Origin of the sequence: Flavobacterium sp. C4GT6, assembly GCF_036347315.1 — a bacterium.
Taxonomy (GTDB): domain Bacteria; phylum Bacteroidota; class Bacteroidia; order Flavobacteriales; family Flavobacteriaceae; genus Flavobacterium.
Map to the genome: position 1 here is coordinate 56,051 of NZ_JAZGZU010000006.1, position 21,828 is coordinate 77,878.

Consider the following 21,828-nt stretch of genomic DNA (forward strand, 5'->3'; position numbering starts at 1 on the left):
TTTAGATTAATTTTTTGATGTCTCGTCGGCTTTTATATCGTTAAGGGTAACGGTACACATAAGCGGCTTGTTTGTGCCTATTTTATTTAGGTCACCACGATAGCCATAGCCAAGGTTTGAAGGGAACAGAAAGGTAACTTTTTCCCCTTTGTTCATTAACTTGATACCATAGCGAAGTCCTGCCATTATATCCTCTTTGTCTACATAATAAACCTGAGGTTTCAGTTCTTCTTCAGTATAAATCACATTTCCGCTAATATCCTTAATGTCGTAAGAGTAATAAGCAATGTCACCACGTTTTGGTGTAATGGTATCGGTAGTGTTTTCTATATCATAGCGGTACCAGTACCCTTTATCGGCAGCATGGTATTTGTGCTGAGGATTGTTTTTTATAATAGAGTCTATAGCCATTTCCTCGTTGGCGATGAGTGCTTTATTGCGCTCTATGGACTGCTGCATAAAGGAGCCCGAACTGTGTGACACAGGTACTCTTGCCTGCTGTTGTGAGCAACCGGCTATAAGAAGTGTCATTAAGGCTACAGGCCATATAATTTTCTTCGTCATTATAATCTTGTCTATATTTTAATGTTTGCTAATGTAGCAATAAATTTTTGTAAAGTTGCTTCCAGATTCTCGTTTGATTTTCCTCCGGCAGCATTAATATGACCGCCACCATTGAAATACTCACGTGCATACTGGTTAACATCAAACCCGTCTTTAGAACGGAACGATATTTTTATAATACCTTCTTCTTTATTTTCGGTAAACATAGCCGTGAAATTAATGTCTTTCATACTAAGCCCGTAGTTTACAATTCCTTCGGTATCTCCTTTGGTATGGCCTAAGCTGTTAAGCTCATCCTGACTTAAATAGGTGTATGATGTTTTATACTCCGGTAACACCTTCATATTATGCAAAGCCCTTGCCAAAATTTGTAAACGGTTGTTTGAATGGTTATCATACAGTAAACTGTGAATTTCGCTATTGTCTACCCCTTTATCAATAAACTCTGCTACAATGCGGTGTGTGGTGCCGGTTGTTAGCGGGAACCTAAACGAGCCAGAATCGGTCACTATACCCGTGTACAGGCAGGTAGCTATTGTTTTATCAATAAGAGAACCTTCGCCTAAAGCGTTAATAAAATGGTATACCATTTCGCAGGTAGAGCCATAATTAGGCTCGCTAAACATATATTTGGCATAATCACCCGGTTTTTGGTGATGATCTATCATGATAAACGGAGTGGTAAGCTCTTTTAATACTGCTTCCATCATTTCTCCGGTACGGCTTAGTACATTAAAGTCGAGTGTAAATATTATATCACAATTTTTAAGAATGGTTGTACAGTCGGCACTATCCTTTTCAAACACCTTAACAGTCTCTGAAGCCGGAAGCCAATTTAAAAAATCAGGGAATTCGTTTGGAGCTATAACCGTAACATCATGTCCTTTAAGTTTAAGGAAATGGTAAAGACCTAAATTAGAGCCCATAGCGTCTCCGTCGGGGTTACGGTGTGGTATTATGGCTATTTTTTTTGGAGAAGCCAATAAACTCTTAATCTCTGCAATATCTTGGGATGTCATCATGATGCGAATTTACATTTTTTTATTTTATGGTTAGAAGGTTGTAGGCAGGGGAGTTCAAAAAAAAACCTCACTTGGTTTAATACCTTGTGAGGATTACTATTTATAAGGATAAAAGAGAGTTTTTTTAAAAGATTTGTGCTTAATGTGTGCCGTTTAGCTGTATAACATTAAGGTTTCTTATATCATCTTCTGCAAAACGTTTAAAATCCTGCAGGTATTTAATGGATTGTCTTTTAAACGATCCCGGCATTATAAAGGCAATAATTTTCATAAAGCCTTTAAACTCAAAATAATTTTCTGTAATGTAGCGGGTTCTGTTTCCCGGTATTGATATGAATCTGTTTTTTACTATGTTGTAAACGCCATTAGCCTCATAGGTTCCTGTAAACTCATCTGGGAGTCTTCTTGCAGTAATGGTTTCCGTCATTTCAATGTTGCGGTTTCCCATTCTAAATATCAGTCGCGATTTAGCTCCGGTTTGTCCCGGTATACCGCTAATGCTTTCAAAGTTAACAAGCCCGTCCATCCAGTATTTTAAATTATCCGGATTATCAAATAGCTCGATAACTTTACCTAGAGGCAAATCAATTTCTGTTTCAACTGTGTACTTCATAATTCAAATTGCTAGAATTTCAACGAGTTAAGGCACCTGGAAACTTCAAAGTATAGTCCGTCAATGTTATAGGAGTTCTCTTTCAGCGTTAAATAGTCATACAGTCCTTCAACAAGCTGCTGTTCGCCACCATATTCAAAGCCCAGTATGTTTAAAAGCTCATACTCGTTCATAACATTAATTACGTAAAAACTTGATTCTTTGGATGTACCTTCTCCTGTACTTAGTATCGCATCCAGAATCATGTTTGCCTGTATAGTCTCTTTTTCGGCTTCTTCATGCCTTTGGAGCTCCTTGTAGGCATATATCCTGTATTCTTTCATGCGGACACTAAAAGGATAAACCTTTAATATCTTTGACGAAAGTACAAGTATATTTTCACAATCTTCAGGGGAAACTTCCCCTTTTTGCAAAATTTCGTTTAATTCCTGTTGTGCATCAGATCGCTCATAAGGAGCGTATTCGTCCTGAAAAGAATACCCAAAATACAGGTGTCTTCTTTCCTGGATGGTCATGGTACTGTCGGCCACAATATATTTGGCATACAGCTTATCAAAGTGCAGGGGAGAGTTTTTATCCTTTACATTTTTTTCAATAAGATCAAAATCAGGTTTTTCAGTCTGAAAATCCTGAGCAAAGGAGAACTGTACTGCTAATAATATTAGCAAAGAATAGATTAATTTCATATGGGGTTGGTTTTGAATAGATTAAAGTTAGTGAAAATTATCAAATTTTTAACATATAATTGGAAAATTAATCTCCGCTGCATCCACCACATCCGCTACATCCACTGCAACCCGATCCGCATCCGCTGTCTCCGTGTGAGCTACATCCGCTGTCAAAGTTGTCCCATGTACTGCATCCGCTGCTGCTGTTGCTGTTACCGTTACCGTCGCCACCTTTTTTGATTGCACGGAATAAAGCTATTAAAAAGAGAATAACAACTATTATCCCTAATTTGTTACCTGAAGCCTGAATGCTAATGCCTACAGCCAAGCCAATAAAAGAGAGTTGTATAAGTTTTAATGTTAAAAGAGGAGGTTTTTTTATGAGCCAGTAATTATCCATACTAACCCTACGGAAGTTAATTTTTGTGAAACGGGTTTTATTGTCCTGCCATATGTCCTGTGGCGGATTGTTATCAAACATCTTCTTATATATAGTATGTAGTTCAGTATAGTTGTTATTGAATTTTTTTCTTTCGCTTTTTCCTCCCTTGGTAGGGTTGTGGTGTATTTCCCTTTGCAGTGTGTTTTTGCAAAAATCTATCCAGTATGATTTTGTGTAGGTTAAGTGCAGGTGCCATACCTGGTCTACAGGATCTGAGGGGGTTACTGATGATTTTGATACACAGCATAAAAAGATAAACTTTCTATATTCTTCAATAACGCTTTTGGTGTATTCTTTTGTCCAGCCGTTTTCTCTGGCAAGTCGTGCCGAAAACGTAAAAGAGGAATCAGGGTCGTCCATCCTGAAATTTGAGATTTTATCCCATAAGTTTTTTTGAGGTGCAGTCATTTAAAAAATAAATTTCGCTAAAAATATGAAAAGGAGATTAAAATACAGATTTTGATTTTTTTTCTTTTATTATGAAAATGTAATCTGCCGTTTTTCAGTTGTTTTGTACGGCTGGTTTTTAAATTAGTTATATTTTAGATAAAATAATAATTTAGAATTACTTTTTATTTGATGATAACTAGTACTTGTTTTAGATGTTAATAGTGCATATTTATTGATAAATCTGCTAAAAAACAATCAAATTAAAAAACATAAAAACTCATTTTTCAGTTTCAAAATATTGAATTACTTTTGCGCATGCAACACAATGTACTTATTCTAGATTTCGGATCGCAATACACACAGCTTATTGCGAGGAGAGTTCGCGAGTTAAATATCTTTTGCGAAATTTTCCCTTACAACAACCCACCGGGTGATTTATCGTCTTACAAAGCCGTAATACTTTCTGGTAGTCCATTCTCAGTAAGGGCAGAAGATGCACCGCATCCAAACCTTTCTGAAATTCGTGGTAAACTGCCTCTATTAGCAGTTTGTTATGGTGCGCAGTATCTTGCTCATTTCCATGGAGGAGAGGTAGCGCCAAGTAACATCCGTGAATACGGTCGTGCAAACCTTTCTTACATTAAGGAAGATGAGCCGTTCCTTGAAGGTGTTAGTGCAGGTAGCCAGGTATGGATGAGCCATAGTGATACCATTAAGCAGTTACCAACAAACGGTGTGAGAATTGCAAGTACTAAAGATGTGGAAAATGCTGCCTACAAAATAGAAGGCGAAACTACTTATGCTATCCAGTATCACCCAGAGGTATATCACTCTACAGACGGTAAGCAAATGCTTGAGAACTTCCTTGTGAAAATCGCAGAGGTACCTCAAAACTTTACACCGGATACTTTTGTTGAGGATATTGTTGAAGAGCTTAAAACGAAAATCCAAAATGATAAAGTAGTACTAGGGCTTTCAGGAGGGGTAGACTCTACTGTGGCTGCGGTACTTTTAAATAAGGCTATTGGCCAAAACCTTTACTGTATATTCGTAAACAACGGATTACTGCGTAAAGATGAATTTGAAAGCGTACTTCACCAATACAAGGATATGGGGCTTAACGTTAAAGGTGTTGATGCTTCTGAAAGATTCCTTGGTGAGCTTGCAGGTATTGAAGATCCTGAAACTAAGCGTAAAACCATTGGTCGTGTGTTTATCGAAGTATTTGATGACGAGGCACACTTACTTACCGATGTGAAATGGCTTGCTCAGGGAACTATTTATCCTGATGTTATTGAGTCGGTTTCTGTAAAAGGACCTTCTGCAACAATCAAATCTCACCACAATGTGGGCGGATTACCTGATTTTATGAAACTTCAGGTTGTAGAGCCGCTAAGAATGCTGTTTAAAGATGAGGTAAGAAGAGTAGGTGCTACTTTAGGTATCGATCCTGAGCTTTTAGGAAGACACCCATTCCCGGGACCAGGTCTTTCAATAAGAATTCTTGGAGATATCACTCCTGAGAAAGTACGTATACTTCAGGAAGTAGACCATATTTTTATCCAGGGTCTTAAAGATCACGGACTTTACAATCAGGTATGGCAGGCAGGTGCAATACTATTGCCTGTAAACAGTGTAGGTGTAATGGGGGATGAAAGAACTTATGAAAAAGTTGTTGCCCTTAGAGCTGTAGAATCTACCGACGGTATGACTGCCGACTGGGTTCACCTACCATATGATTTCCTGATGAAGGTTTCTAACGAAATTATAAATAAAGTGAAAGGTGTAAACAGGGTTGTTTATGATATTAGCTCTAAGCCACCGGCCACTATTGAATGGGAATAATATACTTTTGATTTATATTTTAAATAAGCCTTTGCTGTTGCAAAGGCTTATTTTTTTATTTGTGGCAGGGTTTTGGTAATTTGTTAAATGGATTTAATAATTTGACCAAAAAAACGTTTAATTTTAGAGCGACTAAATTTGACTAAAAAACTACAAGCCATGAAAAAACTTTTATTATTGGTATTGTTCACTACCTTTTCTTTTAGTGCTGCTATGGCACAGAATAACTATGGAGACGACCAAAATTACGACAACGATGATGATGCTGTAGAGATGACAGATGACGATATGTATGAGGAAGAAGATCCTGATGCATTTTTTATTGACCACAAAATTCTTCCGGGGGAAAGAATGATTATGATATCAAGAAAGTATATGATAGATCCTAAGGAGATTTATAAATACAATGAATGGGCTATTAGTGGATATGACACTAAAACAGGTGGAGGTGTATTGAAAATCCCATTACACAAATCACAGAAAAAGGATCTTGATGCTTTTAAGGAAAAACTTGAAAAAGAACGTGGAGGCCCAATACAGGTACCTACACCAAAAAGAAAAAAGAAACAGCTTACTACCGATACTGAAGAATAAAAACAACAGAGAGATTGCGCAGTTATTTTAACTGAAATTTATAATAAAAATACTGTGTAGCACTCAATGCATAAATTAAATTTGCACCAACTTAAATAATATAGTATAAACCAAAACTTGAATATGAAGCATTTTGTAATTTTATTTTTTTCACTCGTGTTGTTATCCGGTTCGGCTTTTGCTCAGGGTAAATACAAAAAGCATCAGGTAGCTAAGGGAGAAACGGTGACCGAGATTGCAAAAAAATATAAAGTTACCCCATATGATATTTTCAGGCTTAACCCTGATTCCCAAAATGGTATTAGCGAAGGTGCGGTATTGCTTATACCTACTGCCGGTAAAGTTAATACAGAAATTGTTAGTTTGCCTGTTACAGAGAAAGCTACCAGGATTTCTAACCCTATACATGAGGTAAAGGCTAAAGAAACAATGTATGGGCTTACAAAGCAATATAATGTTACCGAACAGGAACTCATTGCTGCAAACCCAGAACTGGCTGATGGTCTAAAAATAGGACAAAAGGTTATTATTCCGGTAAAAGGAAGTGGTGTTGAGGCACAGGCTGAAAGAGCAGAGAAAGTATTTGAGAAAAAAGATGCGCCAAGCTATATGTATCATACCGTTGAAGCAGGAGAGACAAAATACTCTATAGCTAAACAGTATGGCATGACTCAGCAACTTTTGGAAGAGCTTAATCCGGACGTTAAAGATGTACTTCCGTTAGGGTATAAGCTTAAGCTCGATAAGGCATCGGTACTGACTAAAGAAATAGGTCCCGGTGCACAATTAAAACAGGATGAGCCTCAGTTTACTATGTATACAGTTCCTGCAAAGGAAACAATGTACAATCTTACCAAAACAACAGGATTAACCAAAGAAAAAATAGAAGAGCTAAATCCTGAGCTAAAAGAAGGTGGACTTAGAGAAGGTATGGTTTTAAAGTTTCCTGCACCTAAAACAGGAGGTTTTATTACCGGAAAAAAAGCACCTGGAGTTATAAGTCTTATTGACTCGCTTAATGTGCAGGGAGAAAAACAACTAGCGCTATTACTGCCTTTTAATCTTATAAAAGATCAAGGTAGTGAGGAGGAAACAGAGCGTGTAAGAACAGACAGATTTCTTAATATGACTCTTGATTTTTATGCCGGAGCTTTAATAGCTATTGATTCGGCTAAAACATTAGGATTGCCTATTAAGGTTAAGATACTGGATTCGCAGGAGTCTAAAAATTCATCTGCGGTAGACAGGCTTAAATCAAGCCTTGCAGGGATGAATGCAGTGATTGGTCCGTTTTTTCAAAGCAACGTAGAAAGAGCTGCACAAACACTAACAAATATCCCAGTGATATCACCACTTTCTAAAGAGGTGGGTAAACCAATTGAAAACCTGTATCAATCGGTTCCAAGTCCGGATGTGGTAAGGATGGGAATGCTTAATTTTATAAAAAGTAAAAACGCTAACCTTATAGCGGTTGTTGATGAGAAAAAACTGAGTTCAAAACAGTTTATTAAAAACAACTATGCCGGAGCCAAAATTACCGACCAGATGGTAACCGAAGAGTTGCTTAAGCCGTTGCTTGATCCAATAGGAATTAACTATGTATTGCTTGATACCGAAAGTGCCGGAAAAGTGTCTAACACGGTAAGGGTACTTATGAAAATAAAAGAGGAGTATAAAATACAGTTGGCTGTTTTTGAAAGAAATGAAGTGCTGGATAATGAAGAGGTACCTTTACATTTATTAACTCAGTTAAAAATGCAGTATGCTTCTATAACTAATGATACCGATACAGAAGGGAAACATTTATTTATCAAGAAGTTTAAAGAGAAAAACGGAGTTTCTCCAAACCAGTTTGCTGCCAGAGGTTTTGATGTAACTTTTGATGTTATTTTACGTTTGTTCCAGCCGGAAAGTTTTGGGGAAACAGTAGTAACAAAATCGTCAGAGCAGGTAGAGAACAAATTTGCTTATAGGGTACTTAACGGAGGTAATTATAATAACGGGGTATATATTCTGTATTATGATGAGGATTTAAGTATTAAACACGCAGAGTAATTATGACATCTAAAGTGACTTATTTAGGAGATTTAAGAACATCATCTGTTCATTTACAGTCGGGTAGTGAAATTATATCCGATGCTCCGCTTGATAATAATGGTAAAGGAGAGGCTTTTTCACCTACCGATACTGTTGCAAATGCTTTGGCAACCTGTATGTTTACTATTATGGGTATCAAGGCCAGGGATATGGGGGTTAGTGTGCAGGGGTCTGTTGCAGAGGTGACTAAAACCATGGCTGCCGATCCTAGAAGAATTTCTAAAATTAAAGTTGTTTTTAATCTTAAAAGCGATGCCGATGAGAAAGCAAGGTTAATACTGGAAAGAGCAGCAATGCATTGCCCGGTTCATTACAGCCTGCACCCGGATATTGAAAGAGATATAACGTTTAACTGGTAATTCGGTTTTAAATATAAAAATACCCTTCATTGGGTATTTTTTTTGTTTTATAGCCAGAGTACATTTGATACAGGGAGTTTTTTTAGATTCCTTTGGTTTATGCAAAGTGTTTCATTCGCGTGTACACTTGGTTAAGAAAAGCACTCTTGATAAAGAGTGCTTTTTTGTTTTAGGGATGGCTTTAGGTTACTACCTTTGCTGTTTACAGTACTATTTATGGATGAACAAAGGGAGTTGCTAATAAAATTAGCACATGCAAAAATGCCTTTTGGTAAATATGAAGGGCGTTATCTTATTGATTTGCCCGAACATTATGTGGTTTGGTATCATAATAAAGGGTTTCCTGCCGGGCAACTGGGCAAGCAACTACAACTGGTTTATGAGCTAAAGCTTAACGGACTTGAGGGGATGATAAGAAATATCAGGAATCAATATCCAAAGCCCTGAAAAATTGAAAAATTGTTAAATAAACACCCTGAATTACTGAAAAATAAAGCTGTTTTTCAGGCTTTGGGTATTGGTATTTTGAAATTTTCAAATAACCTCATTTACAGATTACATATTATCGGATAAAATTGCTTATTTTTGCCACGTTTTTTACAACAGCAACAGCACAACAACAGTACAATGAATCAAACGAAGTATATTTTTGTTACAGGAGGTGTAAGTTCTTCTTTAGGTAAAGGAATCATAGCGGCTTCTTTAGCAAAATTATTGCAGGCAAGAGGTTACAGGACAGCTATCCAGAAATTTGACCCATACATTAACGTAGATCCGGGAACGCTTAATCCATATGAGCACGGAGAATGTTATGTAACAGATGACGGAGCTGAAACGGATCTTGACCTTGGGCACTATGAACGATTTTTAAATGTTCCTACTTCTCAGGCAAACAATGTTACTACTGGTAGGGTGTACCTTTCGGTTATTGAAAAAGAGAGAAGAGGGGAGTTTTTAGGTAAAACTGTACAGGTTGTACCTCATATCACTAACGAAATCAAGGAGCGCATGCAGCAACTTGGTAAAACGGGTGATTATGATATTGTTATTACCGAGATAGGTGGTACTGTAGGTGATATTGAATCACTACCATACATTGAATCTGTTAGACAGTTGGTTTGGGAACTTGGTGAAAACAACGGTATTGTTATCCACCTAACACTGGTACCATACCTTGCTGCTGCCGGAGAGCTTAAAACCAAGCCTACACAGCACTCTGTTAAAACATTAATGGAGAGCGGTATTAAAGCTGATATACTTGTTTGTCGTACAGAGCACGAGCTTTCGTCTGACTTAAGACAAAAGCTGGCACTTTTCTGCAATGTGAAAAAAGAAGCTGTTATACAATCTATAGATGCTTCTACGATATATGATGTTCCAAACCTTATGTTAGAGGAAGGATTAGACAGGGTAGCCCTTAAAAAGCTTGACCTTGCTGAAAAAAATAATCCGGACTTAAAACAATGGAACGAGTTCCTTTTCAAGCTTAAAAACCCTAAGCATACTGTTAACATTGGTCTTGTAGGTAAGTATGTAGAACTTCAGGATTCATACAAATCAATCCTTGAGGCGTTTATACATGCCGGTGCTGTAAATGAGACTAAAGTAAATGTTATCAGTATCCACTCTGAATATCTTGACGAGCAATCGGCTGCTAAAAAACTTTCAGGTTTAGACGGTATTCTTGTTGCTCCCGGATTTGGAGGAAGAGGTATTGAAGGTAAAATAGAAACTGTTCGTTTTGCAAGAGAGAACAAAATACCTTTCTTTGGTATTTGTTTAGGTATGCAAATGGCAGTTATAGAATTTGCACGTAATGTACTGGGGTGGAAAGATGCTAACTCTACAGAGATGAATGAGAGTACTCCTTACCCTGTAATCAACATTATGGAAGAGCAAAAAAATATTACCGATATGGGTGGTACTATGCGTCTTGGTGCATGGAAATGTCACTTAACCGAAGGTACTCTTGCTTATAGCGTATATAATAAAGCAGATATATTAGAGCGTCACCGTCACCGTTATGAGTTTAACGGTAAATACCTAAACGAAATGCAGGAAGCAGGAATGGTAACATCGGGGGTTAACCCGGATACCAAACTTGTAGAGGTGATTGAGCTTAAAGACCATCCGTTCTTCATTGGGGTACAATATCACCCTGAGTATAAGAGTACGGTAGCTAACCCGCACCCGCTTTTTGTAAGTTTTGTGAAAGCTGCGGTTAAGAAAAAAAGCGAATAATTTAGATAATTATATTCCTTGTAAAAGGATACACTTTATGGTGTAACAAATTAATTAGATGGAAGAAAAAAAATTAGATTACAAATCGGCCATAGGTTTTGCCCTAATTGCTGTGCTTTTAGGCTGGATGTTATACAACCAGGTACCTACGCAGGAAGAACTTGATAAAGAGAAAGCCGAAAAAGAAAAAGTAGAGCAGGAAAAGCAGGCTAAGCTTGCTGATGAAAAAACAGCTGTAATTACAGAACAGGATTCAACAGTGACCGATTCTGTAAAACAGGCAGGTCTTAGGGATGCTCTTGGAGCGTTTGCTTACAGTGCGTCATTACCTTCTGCAAAAGAAGCTGTAACCGAGCTTAGAAACGACAAGCTTTTACTTGAGGTTTCTAACAAAGGTGGTTACATTAGTGTAGCTACTCCGCTTGGATTTGAGCAATTCCAAAAGGATTCGGGCGAGATGGTGAAAATCATCAAGGATAACAATGCCGATTTTAACCTGCAATTTAAAACCAGAGATAACCGTATCCTTAATACTAGGGATATGTACTTTGAGCCACAGCTTACTAAAAACGGTGAGAACCAGGTGTTAACCATGCGTTTAAAGGCAGGTGCAAATGCTTTCCTTGAATACCGTTATGAAATGAAACCGGGACAGTACATGGTAGATTTCTCTATCAGTACACAAGGTTTATCTCAGGTGCTTGATACTTCTAACCCTATTGATTTAGAGTGGAAGCTTAAAACTTACAGAAACGAAAAAAGTATCTCTTACGAGAATAGATATACTCAGGTTATTTATGAGTATGAAGACGGTAAAGATGATGATCTAAGTGTAGGTAGTAACGATAGCGAAAAAGCGGATGATGTTACTTATGTGGCTTTTAAACAACACCTGTTTACTTCTATCCTTTTAACAGATAAAGCATTTAAAACTGCCGATCTTGCATCTGAAAACCTGGTTAAAGACGAGGAGGTAGATACACTTTATACCAAGCAGTTTACTGCAAAAATGCCTCTTGAGTTTGATGGTGGGGAGCTAAGCTATAACATGGATTGGTACTACGGTCCTGCAGATTATAAGATATTAAACAGTTATGACAGAAACCTTGACGAGGTAATTCCTTTAGGATGGGGTATATTCGGTTGGATTAACCGTTATATATTTATCAAGGTGTTTGCTTTCCTTTCTTTATTCCTTCCATACGGTATAGGTATTATTATATTCACTATCCTGGTAAGGTTGGTAATGTCTCCGGTAACATACAAGTCTTACCTGTCACAGGCTAAGATGAAAGTTATTCGTCCTGAAATACAGGAGATAAACGAGAAGTACAAGAAAGACCCAATGAAAAAGCAACAGGAAACCATGAAGCTTTATAATAAAGCGGGGGTAAACCCAATGGCAGGTTGTTTACCGGCATTAATGCAAATACCGGTATTCTATGCCTTATTCCAGTTCTTCCCGTCTTATTTTGATTTAAGGCAAAAAAGCTTCCTTTGGGCAGATGACCTTTCGTCATATGACTCTGTTTATCATTTACCGTTCCGTATTCCTTTATACGGTGACCACGTGAGCTTATTCCCTATACTTGCTTCTATTGCTATTTTCTTCTATATGAAAATGACTACCGGAGATCAAAGTATGTCGGCACCGCCACAGGAAGGTATGCCTGATATGAGCAAAATGATGAAGGTAATGATTTACATCTCTCCTGTAATGATGCTTATATTCTTTAACAACTATGCATCAGGGCTGAGTTTGTATTACTTTATATCAAACACAATTACCATAGGTATTATGTTTGTAATTAAGAATTACATTGTAAATGAAGAGAAAATCCATGCAAAAATTCAGGAAAACAAAACCAAGCCTAAAAAGCAGGGGCGTTTCCAAAAGAAAATGCAGGAAATGATGGAACAGGCACAGGAGCAGCAAAAAAAGCAGCAACAAAATAAAAGATAAACTGTAAAGCACTCTTCGGAGTGCTTTTTTTAATAAATTGGCTCACAGTTTGCAATACTAAAAACAGTACAATTTAAGTTTAGATATAAAACGTAAATACTATTATGAGATACTTTGCAGTACTTATTACTCTTTTTATAACCTTTGGGCTTACTGCTCAAAACAAGGATGATATCAATAAGTTTGACAGTAACGGTAAACGCCACGGTGTTTGGAAAGGTACTTATGATGCTACCGGAAGACCGCGCTATGAAGGTACTTTTAATCATGGTAAGGAAATCGGAGTGTTTAAGTTTTTTGACGATACCCAAAAAGGTTCGGTTATAGCGACAAGAGATTTTTCTGAAGGTAACGGCGTTAGCTATACTACGTTTGTTGACCAAAAGGGGAATAAGGTAAGTGAAGGTAAAGAAGTAAACAGGCAACGTGAAGGCGAATGGAAAACATATCATCCTGACGGAAAAACTGTAATGCTGTTGGAACATTACTCTAAAGGGAAGTTAAACGGTATGGTAAAAGTGTTTTTTGCCAAAGGTGAGCTTGCCGAAGAAAAAGAATACAAAGACGGGGTACTTAACGGTATCTATAAAAAATATAACGAAAAAGGTACTGTACTGGAAGATTCCCACTACAAGAACGGGAAGCTTAACGGGCAGGCAGTATTCTATGATAAGTTTGGAAATGTATCGTCAAAAGGCGAATTTGTAAAAGGATACAAGTACGGTTACTGGGAGTATTATGAAAATAAGAAACTGTTAAAAAAGGAGTTCATGTTAATCCCTAAAGAGGTAACAAGGGACTAATAAATATTTTGTAGTACTTTTGCAGAAATTTTTTCAGGAAAGGAATTAAAAATGAAACGAGTAGTAGTTGGGCTTTCGGGCGGAGTGGATTCGAGTGTTGCGGCATACCTGTTGCAGGAGCAGGGGTATGAGGTAATAGGCCTGTTTATGAAAAACTGGCACGATGATTCGGTTACCATCTCTAACGAATGTCCGTGGCTGGAAGATAGCAATGATGCTTTGCTTGTAGCCGAAAAGTTGGGTATACCTTTTCAAACGGTAGACCTTAGCGAACAATATAAAGAACGTATAGTAGATTATATGTTCAATGAATATGAGCAGGGAAGAACTCCAAACCCCGACGTGTTATGTAACCGTGAGATTAAGTTTGACGTGTTCATGAAAATTGCCCTTAGCCTGGGAGCAGACTATGTGGCAACAGGACACTATTGCCGTAAAGGTACTATTGAGAAAGACGGTAACGAAGTGTATCAGCTTTTGGCAGGTGTAGACGGTAATAAGGACCAGTCGTACTTTTTATGTCAGCTTTCGCAGGAGCAACTTGGTAAAGCTTTATTCCCAATAGGCGAATTAACCAAGCCACAGGTACGTGAAATCGCAGCTAAGATGGATTTGGTCACTGCAGAGAAAAAAGACTCTCAGGGGCTTTGTTTTATAGGTAAGGTTCGCCTGCCGGAGTTTCTTCAGCAGCAGCTACAACCTAAAGAAGGTCTTATCTATGAGATTGATGCCACTCAGGATACTTATAATGTAGACAAACCGGTATTTGATAGCGTAAAAGACCAACTGGCTTTTGAGGCTAAAAACATTGACTACAAGCCTGAAATGGGTAAAGTGGTAGGCAAGCATCAGGGAGCGCATTACTATACTATAGGGCAGCGTAAAGGCCTTAATGTAGGTGGTACAAAAGAGCCTTTGTTTATCATAGCTACTGATGTGGCGAGTAATGCTATTTATACCGGGCAGGGGCACACCCATCCGGGACTGTTCAGGAAAGCATTATTCATACAGGGTAACGAGGTACACTGGGTGCGTGAAGACCTAACTTTAAAAGATGGTGAAACCATGGAAGTAATGGTAAGAATACGTTACCGCCAGCCGTTACAAAAAGCAACCCTGCATATGTTTGATAACGGAATGTACATTGCTTTTGAAGAACCACAGTCGGCAATTACCGAAGGGCAGTTTGCTGCCTGGTATAGTAACGACGAACTTATTGGTTCGGGCGTTATTTCATAATAAAGAATATCATATTTTATATATAAACCCAATGCTTATAAGTGTTGGGTTTTTTATTGCTGTAAAATGTATATTTGTTAATATGAAAAGAGTACTATTATCTTTAATTATATTGTCATTTTTTGTTTCCTGTAAAAAATCAGAGCAGATGCCTACTGTCATTACGGTTCCGGAATCTGCGACAGATTCTTTGCCAAATGTCGTTCAGGATAATCAAAAAGATACATTAGTTAATCAAAATCATTCAGGAGTTTTAGTTCTTAACGAGGTCGCGACTTTTGTTGGTAAGATTGAACAGCAGGGATGGATATCTGATGATAAAAGGTTACAAAAAATTCAACTTTATGAACAACTCTTGGGAGATTCTGTTGTATCTGTAGCAAATAAGAATTTTTATAAGATTGATTATAAAAATACCTGGCAAAAAAGAGGTTTAGGTCATGTGAACTGTGAGGCTTTTCAAAAGGCTAAAAGTATAATAGGGTATTTTTATTATAATAAAAATGAGCAAAAGCTTATAACAGACGGTATAATTGAACAATGGGAATTTCAAACGGAAGAACAGGCAAAAGAGGCTGTTGCTGTTGTAGAAACTTATGGAGACCGCATATATTTTAATACATTCCCTTATGCCTGTTATATTAATAATTATGTAATAATATTTCAAACACGAGCTATGGCTTTTAGTCATAATCAGAAAGAGGTGTTTGAAACTTTTTTGAAAGACAACAAACAGGCTAAAACCAATTAAAAGCTAATGCAAAGAATTTTACTACTATTAGTTCCCTTACTGCTTGTTAACTGTAAAGAAGCTAAGGAGGAAGATTTAATGACTGTTCAGGGAAAAACCATTGTAGCAGAGCCTGGGGAAATGGAAGGGAAAGAAAAAGAAATGGTAAATGCTCCTGAATATATACAGTCTTTAAAGCACAATAATAAAGTACTTATACTGAAAGGGGAGCTGGAACTATATAACAAAAACCTGAAGGAAACCGGAAAGGCAGCAGGCTTGTATGGTTTGATTGTAACTACAGACAGTATTTCGCAAAACAGGTATGATCTTACCGGCGCTAATGATTACTGCAAGTTGCATAATTTTGTAAAACTCAGTCATCCTGATGTAAGGGGTTGGGTATATGGTAAGGATGTATATGAATATGATATGAGCAGGGATACTACTTTTACGGTTAATGATGTACAATTTACATTAATACCAACAAAGAATTTTAGCGTAGGGGTTTATGATGAAGAGGGACTTACCTTTTGTGGAAGTGATAACCCAATGGTTTTGTACAATTCTAAATTTGAAAAAGAGGAGTTTATTCCCATAGAGGATAAGAATGACGATTATGTAAGTGATTATATTACATATGATAGTCATGACGGATGGATTGATTCATTTGAAGGAGCATCATTAGTAGGCGATACGCTTACCCTTAATATTTATAGGGAATACCAGGAAGGCAGTGCTAATATTATTTTTGAGATTTATTTGAGTAAATTTGGCTCGAAGGCTGTCATTAAAGAAATAATTGAACACGAACCTGAATTTTAATGCTCTATAATTTACATACCCATAACTACACGGCTAATAGCGACATATTTGAAGTAGTAAACCGCTACCCATATGAGGAAATAGATGTGCCTTATTTCTCTACAGGTATACATCCCTGGTACATTGATTTAGAGAAATTGGATGAACATTTAGCTATAATTGACCAAAGGTTGGCAACGGATAATTGCCTTGCTCTTGGCGAATGCGGACTTGACAAACGCATTGAAATACCCTTAAATGTGCAGCAGGAAGTGTTTGAAAAACAACTTCTGTTAGCAAAAAAATACCAAAAACCCGTAATTTTGCACTGCGTTGCCGCTTATCAGGAAGCAATAGCTATTAAAAAGCAGTTAAAAATGGAGGTACCCATGATAATACATGGGTTTTCCAAAAATGCTCAGGTAGTAAAACAATTGCTGGATAACGGTTTTTATATTTCGTTTGGAAAGTACCTGTTGCGTAATCCCGAGCTTTCGGCTGTATTTGCCACAGTACCTAATGACAGGCTTTTTATGGAGACAGATACCATTGAAGAAGGACTGGAACAGGTATATGAAAAGGCTGCAACTGCAAAAAATATAGATATAGAAGAATTAAAGAATATAGTAAGCAATAATTTTAAAACCGTTTTTAAGAATGGCTGAATGGACCGAGAGAGCAGAGCTCTTATTTAAAAAAGAAGGGCTTGATAGATTAAAAAACGCAAAGGTAATGGTTGTGGGACTTGGCGGAGTAGGATCGTTTGCAGCCGAGTTTCTTGCCAGGGCAGGAGTAGGTAACATGACAATTGTTGATGGTGACACTGTAGATATTACAAATATTAACCGCCAGCTACCGGCACTGCACTCTACTGTAGGAAAGCCAAAAGTGCAAATAGTGGGCGACAGGCTTATGGATATTAACCCCGAGCTTAACCTTACAAGGATAGAGGAGTTTCTTTCTCCCGAAAGAGCTTTTGAACTTGTAACACCCGAGTTTGATTATGTACTGGACTGTATAGACAGTGTTACACCAAAACTTAACCTTATTATTGCGGCAAAAAGGAAGAAGGTAAAAATTATTAGCAATATGGGAGCAGGAGGGAAATACCTTGCCTCTAAGGTAAAGGTAGCCGACATTAGTAAAACCGAATATTGTCCGCTTGCTAAAAATATAAGGAAGCGTTTAAAGAAAGAAGGTATTACAAAAGGCGTAAAGGCAGTTTTCTCTACCGAAGAACCGGATCAGACAAGCCTTAAAATGACCGACGGTAAAAACTTCAAGAAGTCATTTTTCGGGACTAATAGCTGGATGCCCGCTCTGTTTGGGCTTCATGCCGCCGAGACCGTTGTAAAGTATATACTAAAACATTAAAAAATCCCCGTTAAGGGGATTTTTTGTTTGTAATGTTAGTTAAGATAGGGTTAGCACCCTTTTTATAAAAAGGGTATTTATTTTAATCCCGACTGGTTTGTGGTATCCTGTACGGGTTTCTTTTTAGATGTTGTGTCCCTTTTAGGTAAGGCTATGGTAGGCTGTACACTAACAGGCTGTGTGCTTATAGGCGTAACCGTTGGAGTTTTCTTTCTCGTAGTGCGTGGTCTGGAAACTGTAGGTGCCTCAGTAACTGTTACAGTACTGTCGTTAACCTGTGTAGCTTCTTCCTCTGGTAATAATGTACCTATTGGAATATAAATATCGGTAATCCATTCGGTAGTGTCCTTAGTATCGGCAGGGCCTTTAGTATATACTTCAAGGTACGGAAGTTCAAAATTTTCTTCCAGTTTATTTTTCTTTATGTTTTTAAAGGCAGCGTCCCAAGCTTTTTTAAGATGTTTGTAATCGCCTTTTAAAGTCGTTTTAAGCGCATTGAAACGCTTTATCTCTCCTGCTTTGAATTCACTTCCTTCAGATATTAGTATTTCATCCTCAAGCGGAATACAGGTCATAAACACAGTACTGTCTTTAGCTTCGTCAAAAGTATAATAGTATGTAAAAGGTTTTCCGTTTGTGGCAATGTTGTTATCGGTAACAAATTTGTTTACCCTGGCAAACATGCCCGGCATCTTCTGTTGCATTTCAGATATTTTGCAACTGGTGGAGTCGGCTATATAATAAGTTCCTTCTTTTATCATAACATCGTTTACCTTTATTTCAAAAAAGTTGACACGGTTTACAAGCATGTAGTTAGCCCTTTTAAGACTATGATTAATTAGGTTGGATACCTTTTTATCGGTTCCGCCTTTAAGTATGGCATAAGCCTTTTCCATAAAGCTAAGTTGTCCTTTCATTCTAAGGTTAACTTTAGTAGCTTCGGTTAAGGTATCTTTAAATGTCCAGTGTACTTCAATCTCCCTGTCGTTTAATACAGATGTTTGTGTTATGGAGTCGTTAGGGTATGTGGCAAGATTTTTTACACTGCCTGTAGCCCAGTTGGCATAGGCACCTTCTCCGGTGGTTGTGTCAGAGAAAGTATAGACTGCAGTTGTATCTTTTGTAAGAATTCCTGAGTTTTCCCAGTTTTTTAAATTTCCTACAAAGTTGTAAACCATGTCTTTTGGGGCTTTTATGGTTAGCTGTTCAGTAACATCATATTTACCGTTTTGGGTAGCTATGAATACAGTTCCTGCTATTGATGCCAGCAACAAGAGAAGGAATAGGTACTTAACAATTTTCATATAGGCGGTGACTTTCTTATTTTACGTAAATGTATAAATTTCCTGTAAGAAAGCAAATAACTGTTAGGTTTAAGTACTAAAAAGCAAAAAACTCCGTTAAACGGAGTTTTTTATAACTTTTTTATGTCTTATTCACATTCTATAAAGTTCTCGGGATAAGGTGTCATACTCACTTTGTCTACAAGGATGTAAATATCTTCCATATCAGTAAACAAATCAGCTTCATCACTTTGTTTGCCACCGTTAAGTGTTTTCCTGTGAGTAGTTAATGTATATTGCTGTACCTTATCTGTCACTGTATAGTTAAATGATATAAGATTGTTGTAATTGTTTTTAAACTGCACTTTCCAGTGGTGCTGCTCTCCGTTTTTTCCGTCATATTTTAAGCGGAACTCAATTTTTGAGTAACAGCTTGTTTTTTGCCACTCTCCCCATCCGTTATCGGTTTGGGCAAAAGCAGTGTTTAGAGCAAAAAAGAAAAATGCGAGTAGTATAAACTTTTTCATGAGCAATGTTTTTTTATTGGAAATCTGTTGCGTTTACTCCTTCGTTAATTTTTATCTCAGCCGTTACCACTTCAGTATTACCTGTAGGTGTTACTGTTTTGGTTTTAAAAGGGAAAGCAAGACCGTTTACTTTTCTGTAATCAGTAAAATATGAGGTACTGCTTACCGTATCAATTGTTGCCGAGCTTGCTACAAGAAGCCCCGATTCGACATCATAATAGTTTAGCATATCGGCATTGGTTTTAGCATCTTTATAACTAATAACATAGGCTTCTTTTTTATCCACAAAACCTATGCCTTCCAGCCTTACATTTGGATCTTTTAACGGAACAGAGTAATTATCTCTAATTGTATTTCCGTTTTTAATAGATTCATACAGGGTTTTGTCCAGTTCGGTAGGTTCTAAGTCAGGCATTTTCATATACCCTCCGTTATCATTCACTACAAGGGTATAAGTTAGTTTGCCGTTTGTATAGCTTTGAATAAACATATCGTTTTGACTTGTCATTTTAGATACTACTTCAATTTTTGTGGTAGTACCATTGTACTCGCTTAGCGTATTTGTTCTCGACATAAGGGTTTTCATGTTCCTTATCTTGTCCTCACCACCGGAAGCAGCAATATAATTATCAATAACCGACTTCACCGTTACATGGCTTGGTGCCGGATTGAATGCTCTTTTCTCTGCCGGTATAGCAAGTGCTTTTTTAACCTTTAAGTCAGACTGGTTTTGTGCCGTAAGTCCCGATGACATAGTTGGAGAGACCTCTTTTTTCGGAGCAGTTGCTTTTGGAGTTGCCATTGCTGTAGCATTATTGTTTGCAACAGGAATAAGCTGAGTTCTTCCAAAATCAAAATAGTTGACTATTTGAAGCCCTTTTTTATACGGAATATAAATCGTATCTCTATCTATACCCTGAGGTCCCTGTTTTTTGATTAGGAACTTGTTTTCGCCTTCATGCAACGGTACACGAATGTAGCTAATGGTAGCTGGTAGAGTTTGCCAGTTACGGGTATCGGCTTTTTCGGTAGCCGCTCCGGCAGCATCGCCTCCCAGTTTAATAAGGTCTCCGGCGGTATCGCCAAAAAGTTCTTTACCTAAGGCGCCTAAACCGGCACTTGCTGCTTTTTTTGTAGCAAAACGTGCAACAAGATCTATGGTTTCACGCAGCATCCTGTCTTTAAGGCACTGCTTTGCAATAGGATAAATGTCTTCGGCTAAGTTAAAAGGGACATCCTGGTTGTTTACCACTATGGCTGCATTACTGTAATAAGTACCTCTTTCCCTGTATTTAGGGATGGCTATGGCATTTACACTACCTATATCAAAACCTACAGGTATAGGGATGAATATCTCTTCCTGTATGGCTCCGTCATAATAGGTGCCGTAAAAGAAACCGTCGGTACCACTGGCAGTAATCACAATTTGATCTTTAGCAGGACCAAATCCGTTTTCCCAAAATACTATGGCTTCTCCGGTTGCTTTAGTGGCAGCATCATCTGTAAGCTTGAACTTATTGCTGTATTTTTCATAATCTTCCCTAAAGCCCATTAACTTAGAAGTCCTTAACAGGTCTTTTTTAAGCTGTAGGGGAGTAGGTACATCAAAGTACTGGTCGCCGTTGCGGGCATAAATTTCTTCGGCATTTCTGTAGGCAATATAGGCATTGTTTATATCGCCTGTGCTTTCGTAAAGTATACCCTGCAGGATTTGAGAGAAGGCATCTTCACTATACCTGTTTTTATTTTCCTTGTACTTTTCATTGAGTTCATATAACTTAATGTTAATCCTTTTTGCCTCCACAAGTGCTTCGGCAGGTTGTCCTAAATGAAAATAGTTAAGGGCTTTGTAATAGTGAATAATTACCTTTTCAAAATCCTCACCTTTGTAGGGCTCGGCCATAGGATTGGTAAATTTCGCAGCTATGGCCTGTCCTGCATTGGTTTTAGTCATCCTGTCTTCAATCATAATGTAAGCCTCTTCAAAAAGAGTGTTACTTGCTTCATAATTTCCGCTAAGATGCTCTACTTTTCCTTTTTCCAGCAGGTATAAAAGCCTGTTTCTGTTTTTGTTAAGGAATTTATTATTATCAATGCCTTTTATGGCTTTATTAAAATCACCATTAAATAAATCGCTTTCAATATCTGCGGTTTTGGTGTTATAGGTACTACAGGATTGAAAGGCAATCAATAACAGCAGTAATGCCAGTTTTGCGGGCATTTTAAGTATGTTTTTGGTTGCTTTCATGTTGGTTGTTTATTTGGTATTG

21 protein-coding genes are annotated in these 21,828 nt (G+C 37.6%); 13 read left to right on the forward strand and 8 right to left on the reverse strand.

Features of this window, described 5'->3' with window-relative positions:
- Positions 1–6 precede the first annotated feature (6 nt).
- The 5 genes from gldI to V3Z67_RS09130 all read right to left on the reverse strand — a co-directional run bounded on the left by gldI (position 7) and on the right by V3Z67_RS09130 (position 3,717).
- Positions 7–564 (reverse strand): gliding motility-associated peptidyl-prolyl isomerase GldI, encoded by a 558-nt coding sequence (gene gldI, locus V3Z67_RS09110; protein ID WP_330443004.1) that lies wholly within the window; start codon positions 562–564, stop codon positions 7–9.
- An 11-nt stretch (positions 565–575) separates the two neighbouring features.
- Positions 576–1,586 (reverse strand): DHH family phosphoesterase, encoded by a 1,011-nt coding sequence (locus tag V3Z67_RS09115; protein ID WP_330443005.1) that lies wholly within the window; start codon positions 1,584–1,586, stop codon positions 576–578.
- 139 nt (positions 1,587–1,725) lie between these two features.
- Complete coding sequence (locus V3Z67_RS09120) at positions 1,726–2,199, reverse strand: SRPBCC family protein (RefSeq protein WP_330443006.1); 474 nt, start codon at positions 2,197–2,199, stop codon at positions 1,726–1,728.
- An 11-nt stretch (positions 2,200–2,210) separates the two neighbouring features.
- The gene (locus V3Z67_RS09125; RefSeq protein ID WP_330443007.1) at positions 2,211–2,885 is read right to left on the reverse strand and encodes a DUF4919 domain-containing protein; all 675 of its coding nucleotides are present in this window, start codon (positions 2,883–2,885) and stop codon (positions 2,211–2,213) included.
- Between the two features lie 67 nt (positions 2,886–2,952).
- Positions 2,953–3,717, reverse strand: a complete 765-nt coding sequence (locus V3Z67_RS09130; RefSeq protein WP_330443008.1) for a glycine-rich domain-containing protein — start codon at positions 3,715–3,717, stop codon at positions 2,953–2,955.
- A 297-nt stretch (positions 3,718–4,014) separates the two neighbouring features.
- Between V3Z67_RS09130 and guaA the strand changes: the two genes are divergently transcribed.
- The 13 genes from guaA (at position 4,015) to V3Z67_RS09195 (ending at position 17,748) form a co-directional block, all read left to right on the forward strand.
- Complete coding sequence (gene guaA, locus V3Z67_RS09135; RefSeq protein ID WP_330443009.1) at positions 4,015–5,544, forward strand: glutamine-hydrolyzing GMP synthase; 1,530 nt, start codon at positions 4,015–4,017, stop codon at positions 5,542–5,544.
- A gap of 159 nt (positions 5,545–5,703) precedes the next feature.
- Positions 5,704–6,138, forward strand: a complete 435-nt coding sequence (locus V3Z67_RS09140) for a hypothetical protein (protein ID WP_330443010.1) — start codon at positions 5,704–5,706, stop codon at positions 6,136–6,138.
- Positions 6,139–6,261: 123 nt separating this feature from the next.
- Positions 6,262–8,193 carry a LysM peptidoglycan-binding domain-containing protein gene (locus tag V3Z67_RS09145; RefSeq protein WP_330443011.1) on the forward strand — a complete coding sequence of 644 codons (1,932 nt, stop codon included), beginning with the start codon at positions 6,262–6,264 and terminating at the stop codon, positions 8,191–8,193.
- A gap of 2 nt (positions 8,194–8,195) precedes the next feature.
- Positions 8,196–8,594, forward strand: a complete 399-nt coding sequence (locus V3Z67_RS09150; RefSeq protein ID WP_330443012.1) for an OsmC family protein — start codon at positions 8,196–8,198, stop codon at positions 8,592–8,594.
- Positions 8,595–8,810: 216 nt separating this feature from the next.
- Positions 8,811–9,041, forward strand: a complete 231-nt coding sequence (locus V3Z67_RS09155) for a DUF3820 family protein (RefSeq protein ID WP_157481995.1) — start codon at positions 8,811–8,813, stop codon at positions 9,039–9,041.
- A gap of 180 nt (positions 9,042–9,221) precedes the next feature.
- Positions 9,222–10,835: a CTP synthase gene (locus tag V3Z67_RS09160; RefSeq protein ID WP_157481994.1), complete on the forward strand. Its 1,614-nt coding sequence runs from the start codon at positions 9,222–9,224 to the stop codon at positions 10,833–10,835.
- Positions 10,836–10,893: 58 nt separating this feature from the next.
- On the forward strand, positions 10,894–12,798 hold the full coding sequence (yidC, locus tag V3Z67_RS09165; RefSeq protein ID WP_330443013.1) for a membrane protein insertase YidC: 1,905 nt from the start codon (positions 10,894–10,896) through the stop codon (positions 12,796–12,798).
- A gap of 104 nt (positions 12,799–12,902) precedes the next feature.
- Positions 12,903–13,601, forward strand: coding sequence for a toxin-antitoxin system YwqK family antitoxin (locus V3Z67_RS09170; RefSeq protein ID WP_330443014.1), 699 nt, complete (start codon positions 12,903–12,905; stop codon positions 13,599–13,601).
- 51 nt (positions 13,602–13,652) lie between these two features.
- Positions 13,653–14,840 (forward strand): tRNA 2-thiouridine(34) synthase MnmA, encoded by a 1,188-nt coding sequence (mnmA, locus tag V3Z67_RS09175; RefSeq protein ID WP_330443015.1) that lies wholly within the window; start codon positions 13,653–13,655, stop codon positions 14,838–14,840.
- An 82-nt stretch (positions 14,841–14,922) separates the two neighbouring features.
- Entirely contained in the window at positions 14,923–15,591 is a 669-nt protein-coding gene (locus V3Z67_RS09180) for a hypothetical protein (RefSeq protein WP_330443016.1), read from the forward strand.
- Positions 15,592–15,597: 6 nt separating this feature from the next.
- Positions 15,598–16,395 carry a hypothetical protein gene (locus V3Z67_RS09185; protein WP_330443017.1) on the forward strand — a complete coding sequence of 266 codons (798 nt, stop codon included), beginning with the start codon at positions 15,598–15,600 and terminating at the stop codon, positions 16,393–16,395.
- Positions 16,395–17,039, forward strand: a complete 645-nt coding sequence (locus V3Z67_RS09190) for a TatD family hydrolase (RefSeq protein WP_330443018.1) — start codon at positions 16,395–16,397, stop codon at positions 17,037–17,039. The genes V3Z67_RS09185 and V3Z67_RS09190 overlap by 1 nt, the downstream gene beginning before the upstream one ends.
- Positions 17,032–17,748, forward strand: a complete 717-nt coding sequence (locus V3Z67_RS09195) for a tRNA threonylcarbamoyladenosine dehydratase (protein WP_035131872.1) — start codon at positions 17,032–17,034, stop codon at positions 17,746–17,748. The genes V3Z67_RS09190 and V3Z67_RS09195 overlap by 8 nt, the downstream gene beginning before the upstream one ends.
- A 77-nt stretch (positions 17,749–17,825) precedes the next feature.
- Here V3Z67_RS09195 and V3Z67_RS09200 read toward each other — a convergent pair whose 3' ends face one another.
- The 3 genes from V3Z67_RS09200 to V3Z67_RS09210 all read right to left on the reverse strand — a co-directional run bounded on the left by V3Z67_RS09200 (position 17,826) and on the right by V3Z67_RS09210 (position 21,806).
- Positions 17,826–19,052 (reverse strand): GyrI-like domain-containing protein, encoded by a 1,227-nt coding sequence (locus V3Z67_RS09200; protein ID WP_330443019.1) that lies wholly within the window; start codon positions 19,050–19,052, stop codon positions 17,826–17,828.
- Positions 19,053–19,180: 128 nt separating this feature from the next.
- Positions 19,181–19,558: a hypothetical protein gene (locus V3Z67_RS09205; RefSeq protein ID WP_330443020.1), complete on the reverse strand. Its 378-nt coding sequence runs from the start codon at positions 19,556–19,558 to the stop codon at positions 19,181–19,183.
- Positions 19,559–19,571: 13 nt separating this feature from the next.
- A complete protein-coding gene (locus V3Z67_RS09210; protein WP_330443021.1) occupies positions 19,572–21,806 on the reverse strand; it encodes a COG3014 family protein in 2,235 nt (744 codons plus the stop codon).
- Between the last annotated feature and the right edge of the window lie 22 nt (positions 21,807–21,828).